Raw genomic sequence first — 13380 nt, forward strand, 5'->3', positions numbered from 1 at the left:
GGCCCGAAGCTCCACCGGAATACGATGACGGGCCGCGAGCCCGTTTTTTTGTGCTCGCGCTCCGGCAAGAAAGACAAGATGAACGACCTGATAGCAAAAGCAGCGATAGACCGCCGACTGGCCGAAATCATTACCCCCGTCCTTCAGGATATGGGGTTCGAACTGGTGCGGGTACGTCTGATGTCGGGCAAATCGACGACCCTGCAAATCATGGCTGACAAGGCTCAGGGCGGTATCGAAGTGGACGATTGCGCCGCCATTTCCAACGCTGTCAGTGCAACGCTGGATGTCGAGGATCCGATCCTGGACACCTACACGCTGGAAGTGTCCAGTCCGGGAATTGATCGGCCCCTGACCCGGCTCAAGGACTTTGACGTATTCGAAGGCTATGAAGCCAAGCTGGAAACGAACGAGTTGATCGACGGGCGTCGTCGCTTCAAGGGCGAACTTGCCGGGATTGAAGGTGACGAGGTTTTGATCAACATCGACCAGGACGGCGAAGTTGTGACGATCGGGCTCAAGTTTGACTGGCTGAGCGACGCCAAGCTGGTGCTGACCGACGACCTGATCAAGGAAATGCTGCGCCAGCGCAAAGCTGCGGGCGCGCTGAACGAAGACGAATTCGACGAGATCCAGACCGACACGTCTGAAGAGGAGAACACCTGATGGCAATCACATCCGCAAACCAGCTGGAGCTGTTGCAGACAGCCGAGGCTGTGGCCCGCGAAAAGATGATCGACCCCGGTCTGGTGGTCGAGGCGATGGAGGAAAGCCTCGCTCGTGCCGCCAAGAGCCGCTATGGCGCGGAAATGGATATCCGGGTGTCCATCGACCGCAAGACCGGAAAAGCGACCTTTACTCGCGTGCGCACCGTGGTCGACGACGAAGATCTGGAAAACTATCAGGCCGAGTTCACCGTTGAGCAAGCCAAACAATATATGGCAGATCCTGCCATTGGCGACATGTTTGTCGAGGAAGTGCCCCCGGTCGAGATGGGCCGCATTGCGGCGCAATCCGCCAAGCAGGTGATCCTGCAGCGCGTGCGCGAAGCCGAGCGGGATCGTCAGTACGAAGAATTCAAGGATCGCGCCGGAACCATTATCAATGGCATGGTCAAGCGTGAGGAATACGGCAACGTCATCGTCGACGTCGGTGCCGGAGAGGCGATCCTGCGCCGCAACGAAAAGATCGGCCGTGAAAGCTATCGTCCCAACGACCGTATCCGCTGCTACATCAAGGATGTACGCCGCGAACCGCGCGGTCCCCAGATTTTCCTGAGCCGCACGGCACCGGAATTCATGGCCGAACTGTTCAAGATGGAGGTGCCGGAAATCTATGACGGCATCATTGAAATCAAGGCCGTTGCCCGTGATCCGGGCAGCCGCGCCAAGATCGCCGTGATTTCCTATGACAACAGCATCGATCCGGTCGGTGCCTGCGTCGGTATGCGCGGTAGCCGTGTGCAGGCCGTCGTGAACGAGCTGCAGGGGGAAAAGATCGACATCATCCCGTGGAACGACGATCAGCCGACCTTCCTGGTGAATGCATTGCAACCCGCCGAGGTCAGCAAGGTGGTTCTGGATGAAGAAGCCGAGCGGATCGAAGTCGTGGTACCCGAGGAACAGCTGAGCCTGGCGATCGGGCGTCGCGGCCAGAACGTTCGGTTGGCCAGCCAGCTGACCGGTCTGGATATCGACATCATGACCGAGGAAGAGGAAAGCAAGCGTCGCCAAAAGGAATTCGAGCAGCGCACGCAACTGTTCATGGACACGCTGGATCTGGACGAGTTCTTTGCCCAGTTGCTGGTTTCCGAAGGGTTCACCAGCCTGGAAGAAGTCGCCTATGTCGAGATGGACGAACTGCTGGTCATTGATGGCGTCGACGACAGCACTGCGCAGGAACTGCAGGCACGTGCCCGTGACGTGTTGGAGGCGCAAGCCAAGGCCGCGCTGGAAAATGCCCGCGCACTGGGTGTCGAGGACAGTCTGGTTGGATTCGAGGGCTTGACACCCCAGATGATCGAGGCGTTGGCCAAGGACGGGGTCAAGACCCTGGAAGACTTTGCGACTTGCGCCGATTGGGAGCTGGCTGGCGGTTGGACCACGGTAGAAGGCCAGCGGGTCAAGGACGACGGGCTGCTCGAGCCGTTTGAAGTGACGCTGGAAGAGGCCCAAAATCTGGTCATGACGGCGCGCATTCTGCTGGGTTGGGTTGATCCCGCCGATCTCGAGACTGACGATGGCGAAGAAGAGCTCGCCGAAGACGATGGCGAAGAAACCATGGAGGCTGAGGCCTGATCTCAGGCCTCAGGGGTTCCGCATGAGTCGTGGTGGCGTCTCCAAAGACCGATCCGACGGTCCAGACCGTAAGTGCATTGCCACGGGCGAGGTGCAGCCAAAGTTTGGCCTGGTCCGGTTCGTAACCGATCCTGACGGGCGGGTTGTGCCGGATATTCTGGAGAAGCTGCCGGGTCGCGGGGTCTATGTGGCCGCTGACCGGGCCGCACTGGAGCGGGCGGTGGCGAAAAAGCTGTTTGCGCGCGGCTTCAAGCAGCCGGTACAGCTGCCCGAAGATCTGGTGGGCGAGGTCGAAAGGCAATTGGTGCGGCGCACCGTCGATCTGATCAGCCTGGCGCGCAAGTCGGGCGATGCGGTTGCCGGATATGAAAAGGTCAAGGATTGGCTGTCCAAGGAAGAAGCTCTGGTTCTGATCCAGGCCGTGGACGGTTCGGGGCGGGGAAAATCGAAACTGAGTACGCCTCACTTTGGGCATTATATCGGCTGGCTTACCTCTGATGAACTGGGAATGGCCTTTGGCCGCCAAACTGTGATACATGCGGCGCTCGCCTCTGGTGGACTCAGCAAACGTGTTGTAAATGAGGCCCAGCGATTGCAGGGCGTACGTGGAACGGAAAGCGGCAAGGGCCGCTTGGAAGGATAAAAAGCTTTATGAGCGATACTGACGGCAAAAAGACCTTGGGTCTGCGTGGGGGTTCCCGTCCGGGGAACGTGAAACAAAGTTTCAGCCACGGGCGGACGAAGAATGTCGTGGTTGAAACCAAACGCAAGCGCGTTGTGGTTCCCAAGCCGGGTGCCGGCAAAGCGGGAGGCGCCAAGTCCGCCGCGGGGGGCGATCCTTCAAGGCGGCCTGCAGGAATTTCTGACGCGGAAATGGATCGCCGTCTTCGGGCTGTGCAGGCCGCGAAGGCGCGTGAGGTCGAAGAGGCCGCTCAGCGTGCGGCCGAAGAGCAGGAGCGCGCCGCCGATCGCGAGCGCCGCCGGGCCGAGATTGAAGCCAAGGAGCGTGAGGAAAAAGAACGCGAAGAGGCTCTCAAGGCCAAGGCCGAAGAAGAGAAGCGCCAGCGCGAAGAAGCCGAGGCCGCAGCCAAGCGTGCCGCGTCCGCTCCCGAGCCGGGAGCCGCCAGCCCTGTGAACCGGGCCCCTGCGAAACCTGCAGCCGCGACACCGCGCAAGACCGATCAAGACCGCGATCAGCGCCCTGCGCGCAACAAGGGTCGCGATGACGACGGTCGCCGCTCGGGCAAACTGACGTTGAACCAGGCTCTGCGCGGCGGAGAAGGTGGTCGACATCGGTCGATGGCCGCCATGAAACGCAAGCAGGAACGCGCCCGCCAAAAGGCAATGGGTGGCAACGTCGAGCGTGAAAAAATTGTGCGCAACGTCAATCTGCCCGAGGCGATTGTGGTGTCGGAACTGGCAAACCGCATGGCCGAACGCGTCGGAGCGGTGGTCAAGTCGTTGATGCAGATGGGCATGATGGTCACCCAGAATCAGACCATCGATGCAGATACCGCAGAACTGATCATCGAGGAGTTTGGCCACAATGTGGTCCGGGTTTCCGATGCCGACGTCGAGGACGTGATCACCAAGGTCGAGGAAGACAGCAAGGATCTTCAACCCCGCCCGCCGGTCATTACCGTCATGGGCCATGTCGATCACGGCAAGACCTCTCTGTTGGATGCAATCCGCAACGCCAAAGTGGTTTCTGGCGAGGCCGGCGGCATCACCCAGCACATCGGCGCCTATCAGGTGAAAACCGAAGACGGTCAGTTGCTGACCTTCCTGGATACGCCGGGCCACGCGGCCTTTACCTCGATGCGCTCTCGCGGTGCACAGGTGACGGATATCGTGGTGCTGGTGGTGGCTGCCGATGACGCGGTGATGCCGCAGACCATCGAGGCGATCAACCACGCCAAGGCAGCCGGAGTGCCGATGATTGTGGCGATCAACAAGATCGACCGTCCGGATGCCAATCCTGACAAGGTGCGCACCGATCTGTTGCAGCACGAAGTCATCGTAGAGAAAATGTCTGGCGAAGTGCAGGATGTCGAGGTTTCGGCGATCAATGGCACCGGTCTGGACGAACTGTTGGAAGCCATCTCGCTGCAATCCGAATTGCTTGAACTGAAAGCGAACCCGGATCGCGCGGCGCAGGGTGCGGTGATCGAGGCAAAGCTGGATATTGGCCGCGGCCCGGTCGCCACCGTTCTTGTAGAGACCGGCACATTGCGTCAGGGCGACATCTTTGTCGTCGGCGAACAGTGGGGCAAGGTTCGCGCGATGGAGAACGACAAGGGCGAGCGCGTCAAAGAGGCGGGTCCGTCGGTTCCCGTCGAGGTTCTTGGCCTGAATGGCACACCCGAAGCGGGCGATGTTCTGAACGTTACCGAGACCGAAGCGCAGGCGCGTGAAATCGCCGAGTACCGGGCCAATGCGGCCAAGGACAAACGCGCCGCTGCCGGGGCAGCGACGACGCTGGAGCAGTTGATGGCAAACGCCAAAGCCGACGAGACCGTCAGCGAACTGCCAATTCTGCTCAAGGCGGATGTCCAGGGTTCGGCTGAAGCAATCGTTCAGGCGATGGAGAAGATCGGCAACGACGAGGTTCGTGTACGTGTGCTGCACTCGGGTGTCGGTGCTATTACCGAAACCGATGTCGGCCTGGCCGAGGCCAGCAACGCCCCGATCATGGGCTTTAACGTCCGGGCCAATGCCAGCGCGCGAAACACCGCGAACCAGAAAGGTGTCGAGATCCGGTACTATTCGGTGATCTACGATCTTGTGGATGATGTGAAGGCGGCCGCAAGCGGTTTGCTCAGCGCCGAAATCCGCGAGAAGTTCATCGGATATGCCGAGATCAAAGAAGTGTTCAAGGTCACTGGCGTCGGCAAAGTCGCCGGGTGTCTGGTTACCGAAGGGATTGCACGCCGGTCCGCAGGTGTTCGTCTGCTGCGCGACAACGTCGTAATTCACGAGGGCACGTTGAAAACGCTGAAACGCTTCAAGGATGAAGTCGCCGAAGTACAATCCGGTCAGGAATGCGGCATGGCATTCGAGAACTACGACGACGTCCGACCCAAGGATGTCATCGAAATCTTCGAACGCGAAGAAGTGACCCGCACGCTGACCTGATCAGTGCCGTCGCAAGAGCATCGGGGCACGTCCATAACGGGCGTGCCCTTTGTGTTTGCGCGAAGTGAATGGCTAGAGCCAGTCGCGCAGGATCGGGATCAGCGGGATGTCTGCCGGAGGCATTGGATATGATCTGAGATCCTGAGGTCGGACCCAGGCCAATTCCTGGCCTTCGTTGGCGCGCACGATTCCCTGCCACTTGCGACAGGCAAACAGCGGCATCAATAGATGAAAATCGTCATAGCCGTGGCTGGCAAAGGTCAATGGCGCCAGGCAAGACGCCCATGTGTCGATGGCCAGCTCTTCGTTCAACTCGCGGATCAACGCCACTTCGGGCGTTTCTCCCGGCTCGACCTTGCCGCCGGGAAATTCCCATAGACCCGCCATCGACTTGCCTTTGGGGCGTTGCGCCAGCAAAACCCGTCCGTCTACATCGATCAGCGCAACCGCAGACACCAACACGGTTTTCATCGGCACATCCCGCCATTCACGGTCAAGACCGGTAGTCCGCGTTGATGTCGATGTACCCGTGTGTCAAATCGCAGGTCCAGACTGTTGCCTGCCCATCGCTCAGGCCCAGATCGACTGAAATGGACAGGTCCTGGCCTTTCATATGGGCGGCTGCCGCTTCTTCCCGGTAGTCCGGGCTGACCCAACCGTTTTCGGCCACAAGGACGTCACCGAAGCGAATGCTCAGCCGGTCGCGATCGGCGGCTGCGCCGGACTTGCCGATTGCCATGACGACACGGCCCCAGTTCGGATCTTCGCCGGCAATAGCGGTTTTAACGAGCGGTGAGTTGGCGATGGCCATGCCGTGAATTTTGGCGTCCGCATCGCTGGCTGCGCCGGTGATTCGGATTTCCACGAACTTGCTGGCTCCTTCGCCGTCCCGCACCACCTGATGCGCCAGATCCAACATCACATTACCAAGGGCTTGGCGAAATTCGGAGTGGTCGGTGGCGTCGACGCCGGACGCTCCGGTGGCGCACAACATCAGGCTGTCGCTGGTCGAGGTGTCGCTGTCTACCGTGATGCAGTTGAACGTCTTGTCGGTCAATTCCGACAGCAGCAGCTGCAGCCGGTCCTGCGCCACATGGGCATCTGTAAAGATATATACCAGCATGGTTGCCATATCCGGCGCGATCATGCCCGAACCCTTGGCGATTCCGGCAATGGTCACGGGCTGGCCGTCGATGTCCAACGTCGCTCCGGACCCTTTGGCAAAGGTATCCGTGGTCATGATGGCGCGCGCAGCGTCTTCGATCCCGCCCAGGTCCAGCGCATCGTTCAATTCGGTCAACTTCCGTATGATCTTGTCGTGCGGCAGCGGTTCGCCGATGACGCCAGTCGATGCGGTAAACACCCTGCCCACCGGAACGTTGGTGATCCGGGCAACCGCATTGGTGATTTCCTGGACGGATGTTTGGCCAAAATGCCCGGTGAACGCGTTGGAGTTACCGGAATTCACCAGAATCGCGGCGCTGTCGCTACACACGCCACCCAGTTTCGATTGGCAGTCGAGAACCGGAGCCGACCGGGTGGCAGAGCGGGTGAAAACGCCGGCCACCGATGTGCCCGCGTCCAGAACCGCCAACATGACATCGGTACGCCCGCTGTATCGTACACCGGCGGCGGCAGACGCGAAGCGCACGCCCCTGACCAAGGGCAGATCGGGAAAGCCAGCCGGAGCCAGCGGTGACCGCACGGTGATTTTTGCCATGGATCAGTTTCCCAGCAGCTCGAAGTTTTGCAGGATGTCAGGCTGCAGGCCGTCGATGGTCGGGCGTTCGACGGTCGCCTTGCGGGTCAGATCCTCGATTTGGGATTCGACCGCGTCCTGGCGCAGCTTTGCCAGAAGTTCGTCGCGCACGTCGGCGAACTCTGGCGCGGCCTTGTTGCGCGAATCGTTCAGCTTGATGATATGCCAGCCGAATTTGGTCTGGACCGGATCCGAGATCTGTCCGGGCTGCAGTGCAACAACGGCCTCTTGGAATTCGGGCACCATCGCGCCCTCGCCGAACCATCCCAAAGCGCCGCCGTTGGGTCCAGAGGGTCCGGTGGATTTGATCTTGGCCGTTTCGGCAAAATCCGCGCCGCCATCCAGATCGGCCTTGATCGCGGCTGCTTCCTCCTGGGTTTCGACCAGGATATGCGACGCGTCGTATTCGGTTTCGCCAAAGCCATCGGCGTATTTTGCTTCATAGGCTGCGCGGATCTCTTCCTCGCTGCCAACACCCTGCATGAAGGTTTCAATCGCATCTGCTGCCAACAGCGAGCGACGCTCGTTTTCCAGGGCAATTGTCACCTGTTGCGGTACATCCCCGGTGCGCGACTGCACCAGCGCGCTCTGCTGGATCAACTGCTCGAGAATGGCATTATACAGCATATCGGCCGGCATCTGCTGATACTGCTGAGGCAGCGTCGCCCGGGCGACAATCATGTGGCCTATCGTGATCTCCTGGTCATTGATCCGCGCGACAACGGTATCCGCAGTGGGGGCGTCTGCGGCAAAAACAGGTAGACCTAATGCGGCGGACAGCGCCACTACAGATAGAAAAGTGAGGTGTTTGGGCATGGAATCTTCCTATTCGGGGGTCGCGACGGGGCGCGGCGTTGACACTGTTTCACGCGGCCCTTACATCGCCTTGTGGCCTATGCAGCACCGTCGTCTTCCCCGTATCTATGGGTTGCAGGCAGGGCGGGCAAGCCTGCACCAAACAGGAAAAGTCAGATCGGCTGGAGAGATCATGCTGGGATTCGGAACTATCGCCAAAAAGGTGTTCGGCACACCGAACGACCGCAAGATCAAGGCGACGCGTCCGCTGATTGATCAGATCAACGCGCTTGAGCCGGAATTCGAGAAGCTCAGCGATGACGGGCTTAAGGAAAAAACCGAGGATCTGCGCAAACGCGCGCTGGACGGAACCAGTCTGGATGATCTGTTGCCCGAGGCCTTTGCCAATTGCCGCGAAGCCGCAAGGCGCGCCTTGGGCCTGCGCGCCTTTGACGTGCAGCTGATGGGCGGGGTTTTCCTGCATCAGGGGAATATCGCTGAAATGAAGACTGGCGAAGGCAAGACGCTGGTCGCCACCTTTCCGGCCTATTTGAATGCGCTGACCGGCAAGGGTGTGCACGTGGTCACAGTGAACGACTATCTGGCGCGGCGTGACAGCGAATGGATGGGCAAGGTCTTTGCCGCGCTGGGGATGACCACCGGCGTGATTTATCCGGGGATGAACCAGGCGGAAAAACCCGCAGCCTATGGCAGCGATGTCACCTATGGCACCAACAACGAATTCGGGTTCGACTATCTGCGCGATAACCTGAAGTCGGATCTGGCCGAAGTTTGCCAGAAGTATCACAACTTTGCCATCGTGGACGAGGTTGACAGCATCCTGATCGACGAGGCGCGCACGCCGCTGATCATTTCGGGGCCTGCCGAGGATCGCTCGGAGTTGTATCAAAAGATCGACGCGGTGATCCCTGCGCTGACCGAAGACCACTTTACCATTGATGAAAAGACCCGGAACGTCACGTTTACCGACGATGGCAACGAGTACCTGGAACAGCAGTTGCAAGCCCGTGGTCTGCTGGATCCCGAGCAATCGCTGTACGATCCGGAAAGCACAACCATCGTGCACCATGTGAACCAGGGCCTGCGCGCGCATAAATTGTTCCAAAAGGACAAGGACTATATCGTGCGTGACGGCGAAGTGGTTCTGATCGATGAATTCACCGGTCGGATGATGGCCGGGCGCCGCTTGTCCGAAGGGTTGCATCAGGCTATCGAAGCTAAGGAAGGCGAGAAGATTCAGCCTGAAAACGTCACCTTGGCCAGCGTGACGTTCCAGAATTACTTTCGCCTGTATGACGGATTGTGCGGCATGACCGGTACCGCTGTGACCGAGGCCGAGGAGTTCCACGAGATCTATGGCCTGGGTGTCGTCGAAATCCCCACCAACCGCGAGATCGCCCGCATCGACGAGGACGATCAGGTCTATCGCACCGCGCGCGAGAAATACGAGGCGATGATCGAACAGATCAAGGAGGCCAATGCCAAGGGCCAGCCGGTGCTGGTCGGTACGACCTCGATCGAAAAGTCGGAAATGCTGAGCCAGCTGCTGACCCAGGCCGGGGTGATACATAACGTTCTGAATGCGCGTCAGCACGAGAAAGAGGCCGAGATCGTCGCGGATGCCGGCCGTCTGGGGGCGGTTACGATTGCCACAAACATGGCCGGACGCGGCACCGACATTCAGTTGGGTGGCAACGTCGAAATGAAGGTCCTGGCGGCCATGGCCGAGAACCCCGATGCCGATCCGGTCGAACTGCGCACAGCCGAAGAGGCAAAGCACGCCGAAGAAAAGCAAAAGGTGATCGACGCTGGCGGTCTGTATGTCATGGCTTCGGAGCGTCACGAAAGCCGCCGCATCGACAATCAGCTGCGGGGGCGTTCGGGGCGTCAGGGTGACCCGGGACGCACGGCGTTCTATCTCAGCCTCGAAGACGACCTGATGCGCATTTTCGGTTCTGATCGGCTGGACAAGGTGCTCAAGACCCTGGGGCTGAAGGAAGGCGAGGCGATCGTTCATCCCTGGGTGAACAAGTCGCTTGAACGTGCCCAGGCCAAGGTTGAGGGCCGCAATTTCGACATGCGCAAGAACGTGTTGAAATTCGATGACGTGATGAACGAACAGCGCAAGGTGATCTTTAGCCAACGCCGCGAGATCATGGGGGCCGAAGACCTGTCGGAAATTGCCGGCGATATGCGCGCGCAGGTGATAGACGATTTGATCGATACCTACATGCCGCCAAAATCCTATGCCGATCAGTGGGATACCGAAGGTCTGTATGCGCAGGTCATCGAAAAGCTGGGTGTCGACGTGCCAGTTATGGAATGGGCCGCGGAAGAAGGTGTCGATGACGAGGCGATCCGCGAGCGTCTGGTCAAGGCCACCGACGAGATGATGGCCAAGAAGGCGGTGGCGTTCGGACCGGAAAACATGCGCAATATCGAAAAACAGGTGCTGTTGCAGGCCATCGACTCCAAGTGGCGCGAGCATCTGTTGACGCTGGAACATCTGCGCTCGGTCGTCGGATTCCGGGGCTATGCACAGCGCGATCCGTTGAACGAATACAAAACCGAGGCATTCCAATTGTTCGAGGGCCTGCTGGATGGATTGCGCGAAACAGTCACCCAGCAACTGGCGCAGCTTCGCCCGCTGACGCAGGAAGAACAGCAACAGATGATGGCACAGATTGCAGCCCAGCATCAGCAAGCCCAGGCGTCCGTACCGAAGCCTGCCTCTGGAGAGCCGGTCAAAACGGAAGGCCAGGCGCGCGCGGGCTTTGTCGAGGACGACCCTGAAACCTGGGGAAATCCGGGGCGCAACGAGAAATGCCCCTGCGGCAGCGGCAACAAATTCAAGCATTGCCACGGGCGATTGCAATAGCAGCGGTGTCTGTGCCGTTCTAAGTCCCTGAGCTCATTCAACCGACGGGCCTTTCCGCTGTTGAACATTCTGCTGTCTGACCCAATGATCGCGCCTGGATCAGACGGGTTGAGCAGGACAAGAGATGGCTAGGTTTCGCGCGGCGTTTTTTGCTGGCTTCTTTCTTTGGAACGCGCAACAGCCGGTTCTGGCGCAGGATGTGACCCTGACGTCGCCCGATGGCGCGGTCGAAGTGAGCGGAAATCTGCTGGGTTTCGATGGTGAATTCTATCGCATCGACACCCGGTTCGGTGAATTGACCTTGGATGGATCCGGCGTTCTATGCGATGGCCCCGGTTGCCCAAACCTGTCCGACTACGTGGCCGAAGTGGGGTTTTCGGGCGAGTCCACAATGGCAGACGTGTTGTTGCCCGCCCTGATCGAAGGTTTTGCTCTGCACGGCGGGTTTCGGGCTGAGCGCCATGTGGAAAGCAGCGCGCGGTTTCGCTATGATCTGTTTGACCTCCACCAGAAGCGGATGGTGGCGCAATTTACCTTTCATGCCACCAGCACCGACGAAGGTTTTGCCGATCTTTTGGCCAATGAGGCCGATATCGTGATGGCGCTGCGCGAAATACGCCCCCGGGAACGCCGACTTGCAAGAATTGCCAGCATGGGAGACCTTAGCGAGCGGGGCCGGGTCCTGGCGCTGGATGCGATCGTCCCGGTTGTGGCGCCGGAAAATCCGCTACGCCAGATTTCGCCCCTGGAACTGGCCAAAGTGTTGGCGGGTCAAATCGACAACTGGTCCGAATTGGGCGGGCCGGATGCGCCGATATCCGTACATTTGCCGCAGGATGGATCGGGGCTGACCCAGGCTGCCGAGGATCGAATTTTGCGACCGCAGGGGCTGGATTTGATGTCAGATCCCGTACGCCATACGCGCAACGACGCATTGGTCAAGGCGGTCGGTCGGGATCCGTTGGCTTTGGGTCTTACGAGCTATTCAGGACTGGGTGTCACACGGGCGCTGAAATTGGACGGGTCTTGTGGATCGGCTTTGACGGCCAGTCGCCGCAGCATCAAAACCGAGGATTATCCCTTGACCGCACCGATGTTTCTCTACCTTCCCGCCCGGCGCTTGCCGCATGTAGCGCGCGAGTTTCTGGCTTATTCCCGCAGCCCGGCGGCGCAGATCGTGATCCGGCGGGCGGGGTTGGTGGATCAGTTGCCGGAACAGATTTCGGTTGCGATGCAGGGCCATCGGTTCGCCAATGCGATCAGGTCGGCGGGCGGCGAAGTGACGTTGTTGGAATTGCAGCGGATGGTGGCCTTGTTAGAGCCTATGGCGCGGCTGACGACATCGTTTCGGTTCGAGGCAGGCTCGTCGCGGCCGGATGCGCAATCGCGCGATAATGTACTGCAGTTGGCGCGTGCGCTTGAGGCCGGAGATTATGACGCCAAGCAGCTTGTCCTGGTCGGGTTCAGCGATGGTGAGGGGCCTGCGGATGGCAATAAAAGAATAGCAGAATCAAGGGCCAAGGCGGTGCGGGAAGCAGTGTTGCGGGCGGCGGAAACCGTGGATCCGGACACGCTGCAGATCGAGATTGCGGCCTTTGGAGAGGCGTTGCCGATGGCTTGCGATGACAGCGCCTGGGGACGGAAGATCAACCGGCGGGTCGAGGTCTGGGTGCGCTAGAGATACCTCTCGGCGCGAAAGCTGAGTTCGCGCGATTTGCCGATAATCAGGTGGTCATGCAGCACCAGCCCAAGGGCGGTACAGGCGGCCTGTACCTGGGCGGTCATATCGATATCGGCCTGTGACGGCGTTGGATCGCCAGAGGGGTGATTGTGCACCAAAATCAACGCGCTGGCGTTCAGTTCCAGCGCCCGTTTTGCGACTTCGCGCGGGTAAACCGGGACATGATCGACGGTGCCCTTGGCCTGTTCCTCGTCGGCGATCAGGGTGTTCTTGCGGTCCAGATACAGGACCCGAAATTGTTCGGTTTCGCGATGGGCCATGGTGGTGTGGCAATAGTCCAGGATCGCATCCCAACTGGAGATAACGTGCTTTTGCAACACTCTGGAGCGGGCCATGCGATGGGCCGCGGCCTCGACAACCTTGAGATCGGTGATCACCGCATCGCCCACGCCTTTGATCTGGGCCAGCCGTTCGCGCGGGGCAGTCAGCACCCGGTTGAAATCGCCAAAAGCTTCAAGCAGGTGGCGGGCCAGAGGTTTGACGTCGCGGCGGGGGATGGCGCGGAACAGGACCAGTTCCAGCAGTTCGTAATCCGGCATCGCCGCAGCCCCGCCCGCCATAAACCGTTCGCGCAGACGTTGCCGGTGATCGGCGATGTAGGAAGGCGGCTTGCCGCCGCCGGGCTGGGGCATGATCGGCGCTTCGTCGCTGTCAAACAGCGATTGGGGCGCCTCGCGAAAGGAGTGTCCGTTGCTCATGCAAAAACGATGCGGCAAACGCGGTGAATATTCGGTTAACGGGGGCTGCCCCGAGC

At 59.8% G+C, this 13380-nt stretch carries 10 protein-coding genes; 6 read left to right on the forward strand and 4 right to left on the reverse strand.

The features are described 5' to 3' along the window. The first annotated feature begins 78 nt into the window (after window positions 1–78). From rimP to infB, 4 genes are read left to right on the forward strand one after another with little or no spacing between them, the layout of a single operon-like run. A complete protein-coding gene (rimP, locus tag NANH_RS0114375; protein WP_036050810.1) occupies window positions 79–666 on the forward strand; it encodes a ribosome maturation factor RimP in 588 nt (195 codons plus the stop codon). Continuing rightward, window positions 666–2297 (forward strand): transcription termination factor NusA, encoded by a 1632-nt coding sequence (gene nusA / locus NANH_RS0114380; protein ID WP_027262673.1) that lies wholly within the window; start codon window positions 666–668, stop codon window positions 2295–2297. Before rimP ends, nusA begins: the two co-directional genes overlap by 1 nt. Before the next feature lie 22 nt (window positions 2298–2319). After that, on the forward strand, window positions 2320–2940 hold the full coding sequence (locus tag NANH_RS0114385; protein WP_027262674.1) for an RNA-binding protein: 621 nt from the start codon (window positions 2320–2322) through the stop codon (window positions 2938–2940). Window positions 2941–2948: 8 nt separating this feature from the next. Next, the gene (gene infB, locus NANH_RS0114390; protein WP_027262675.1) at window positions 2949–5432 is read left to right on the forward strand and encodes a translation initiation factor IF-2; all 2484 of its coding nucleotides are present in this window, start codon (window positions 2949–2951) and stop codon (window positions 5430–5432) included. 72 nt (window positions 5433–5504) lie between these two features. Here the strand turns inward: infB and NANH_RS0114395 are convergent, their stop codons facing one another. From NANH_RS0114395 to NANH_RS0114405, 3 genes are read right to left on the reverse strand one after another with little or no spacing between them, the layout of a single operon-like run. Next, window positions 5505–5903 (reverse strand): (deoxy)nucleoside triphosphate pyrophosphohydrolase, encoded by a 399-nt coding sequence (locus tag NANH_RS0114395; protein WP_027262676.1) that lies wholly within the window; start codon window positions 5901–5903, stop codon window positions 5505–5507. 22 nt (window positions 5904–5925) lie between these two features. Further along, on the reverse strand, window positions 5926–7152 hold the full coding sequence (argJ, locus tag NANH_RS0114400) for a bifunctional glutamate N-acetyltransferase/amino-acid acetyltransferase ArgJ (protein WP_027262677.1): 1227 nt from the start codon (window positions 7150–7152) through the stop codon (window positions 5926–5928). Between the two features lie 3 nt (window positions 7153–7155). Beyond that, window positions 7156–8007 carry a peptidylprolyl isomerase gene (locus NANH_RS0114405; protein ID WP_027262678.1) on the reverse strand — a complete coding sequence of 284 codons (852 nt, stop codon included), beginning with the start codon at window positions 8005–8007 and terminating at the stop codon, window positions 7156–7158. Between the two features lie 172 nt (window positions 8008–8179). On the opposite strand from NANH_RS0114405, the gene secA reads away from it, so the two are divergent. After that, complete coding sequence (gene secA / locus NANH_RS0114410; protein WP_027262679.1) at window positions 8180–10885, forward strand: preprotein translocase subunit SecA; 2706 nt, start codon at window positions 8180–8182, stop codon at window positions 10883–10885. 124 nt (window positions 10886–11009) lie between these two features. Next, complete coding sequence (locus NANH_RS0114415; protein ID WP_027262680.1) at window positions 11010–12563, forward strand: phosphate ABC transporter substrate-binding/OmpA family protein; 1554 nt, start codon at window positions 11010–11012, stop codon at window positions 12561–12563. Here the strand turns inward: NANH_RS0114415 and radC are convergent. Further along, entirely contained in the window at window positions 12560–13324 is a 765-nt protein-coding gene (radC, locus tag NANH_RS0114420) for a RadC family protein (protein WP_027262681.1), read from the reverse strand. The genes NANH_RS0114415 and radC overlap by 4 nt on opposite strands. Window positions 13325–13380 lie beyond the last annotated feature (56 nt).

It is taken from the genome of Sedimentitalea nanhaiensis DSM 24252 (genome assembly GCF_000473225.1).
In the GTDB taxonomy this organism is placed as follows: Bacteria; Pseudomonadota; Alphaproteobacteria; order Rhodobacterales; family Rhodobacteraceae; genus Sedimentitalea; species Sedimentitalea nanhaiensis.

What these genes read in the sequence shown, in the direction of transcription:
- rimP (WP_036050810.1), top strand. Translation starts at nt 79, where the DNA reads ATGAACGACCTGATAGCAAAAGCAGCGATAGACCGCCGACTGGCCGAA.
- radC (WP_027262681.1), bottom strand. Translation starts at nt 13,324, where the DNA reads ATGAGCAACGGACACTCCTTTCGCGAGGCGCCCCAATCGCTGTTTGAC.
- secA (WP_027262679.1), top strand. Translation starts at nt 8,180, where the DNA reads ATGCTGGGATTCGGAACTATCGCCAAAAAGGTGTTCGGCACACCGAAC.
- infB (WP_027262675.1), top strand. Translation starts at nt 2,949, where the DNA reads ATGAGCGATACTGACGGCAAAAAGACCTTGGGTCTGCGTGGGGGTTCC.
- NANH_RS0114415 (WP_027262680.1), top strand. Translation starts at nt 11,010, where the DNA reads ATGGCTAGGTTTCGCGCGGCGTTTTTTGCTGGCTTCTTTCTTTGGAAC.
- nusA (WP_027262673.1), top strand. Translation starts at nt 666, where the DNA reads ATGGCAATCACATCCGCAAACCAGCTGGAGCTGTTGCAGACAGCCGAG.
- NANH_RS0114395 (WP_027262676.1), bottom strand. Translation starts at nt 5,903, where the DNA reads ATGAAAACCGTGTTGGTGTCTGCGGTTGCGCTGATCGATGTAGACGGA.
- argJ (WP_027262677.1), bottom strand. Translation starts at nt 7,152, where the DNA reads ATGGCAAAAATCACCGTGCGGTCACCGCTGGCTCCGGCTGGCTTTCCC.
- NANH_RS0114405 (WP_027262678.1), bottom strand. Translation starts at nt 8,007, where the DNA reads ATGCCCAAACACCTCACTTTTCTATCTGTAGTGGCGCTGTCCGCCGCA.
- NANH_RS0114385 (WP_027262674.1), top strand. Translation starts at nt 2,320, where the DNA reads ATGAGTCGTGGTGGCGTCTCCAAAGACCGATCCGACGGTCCAGACCGT.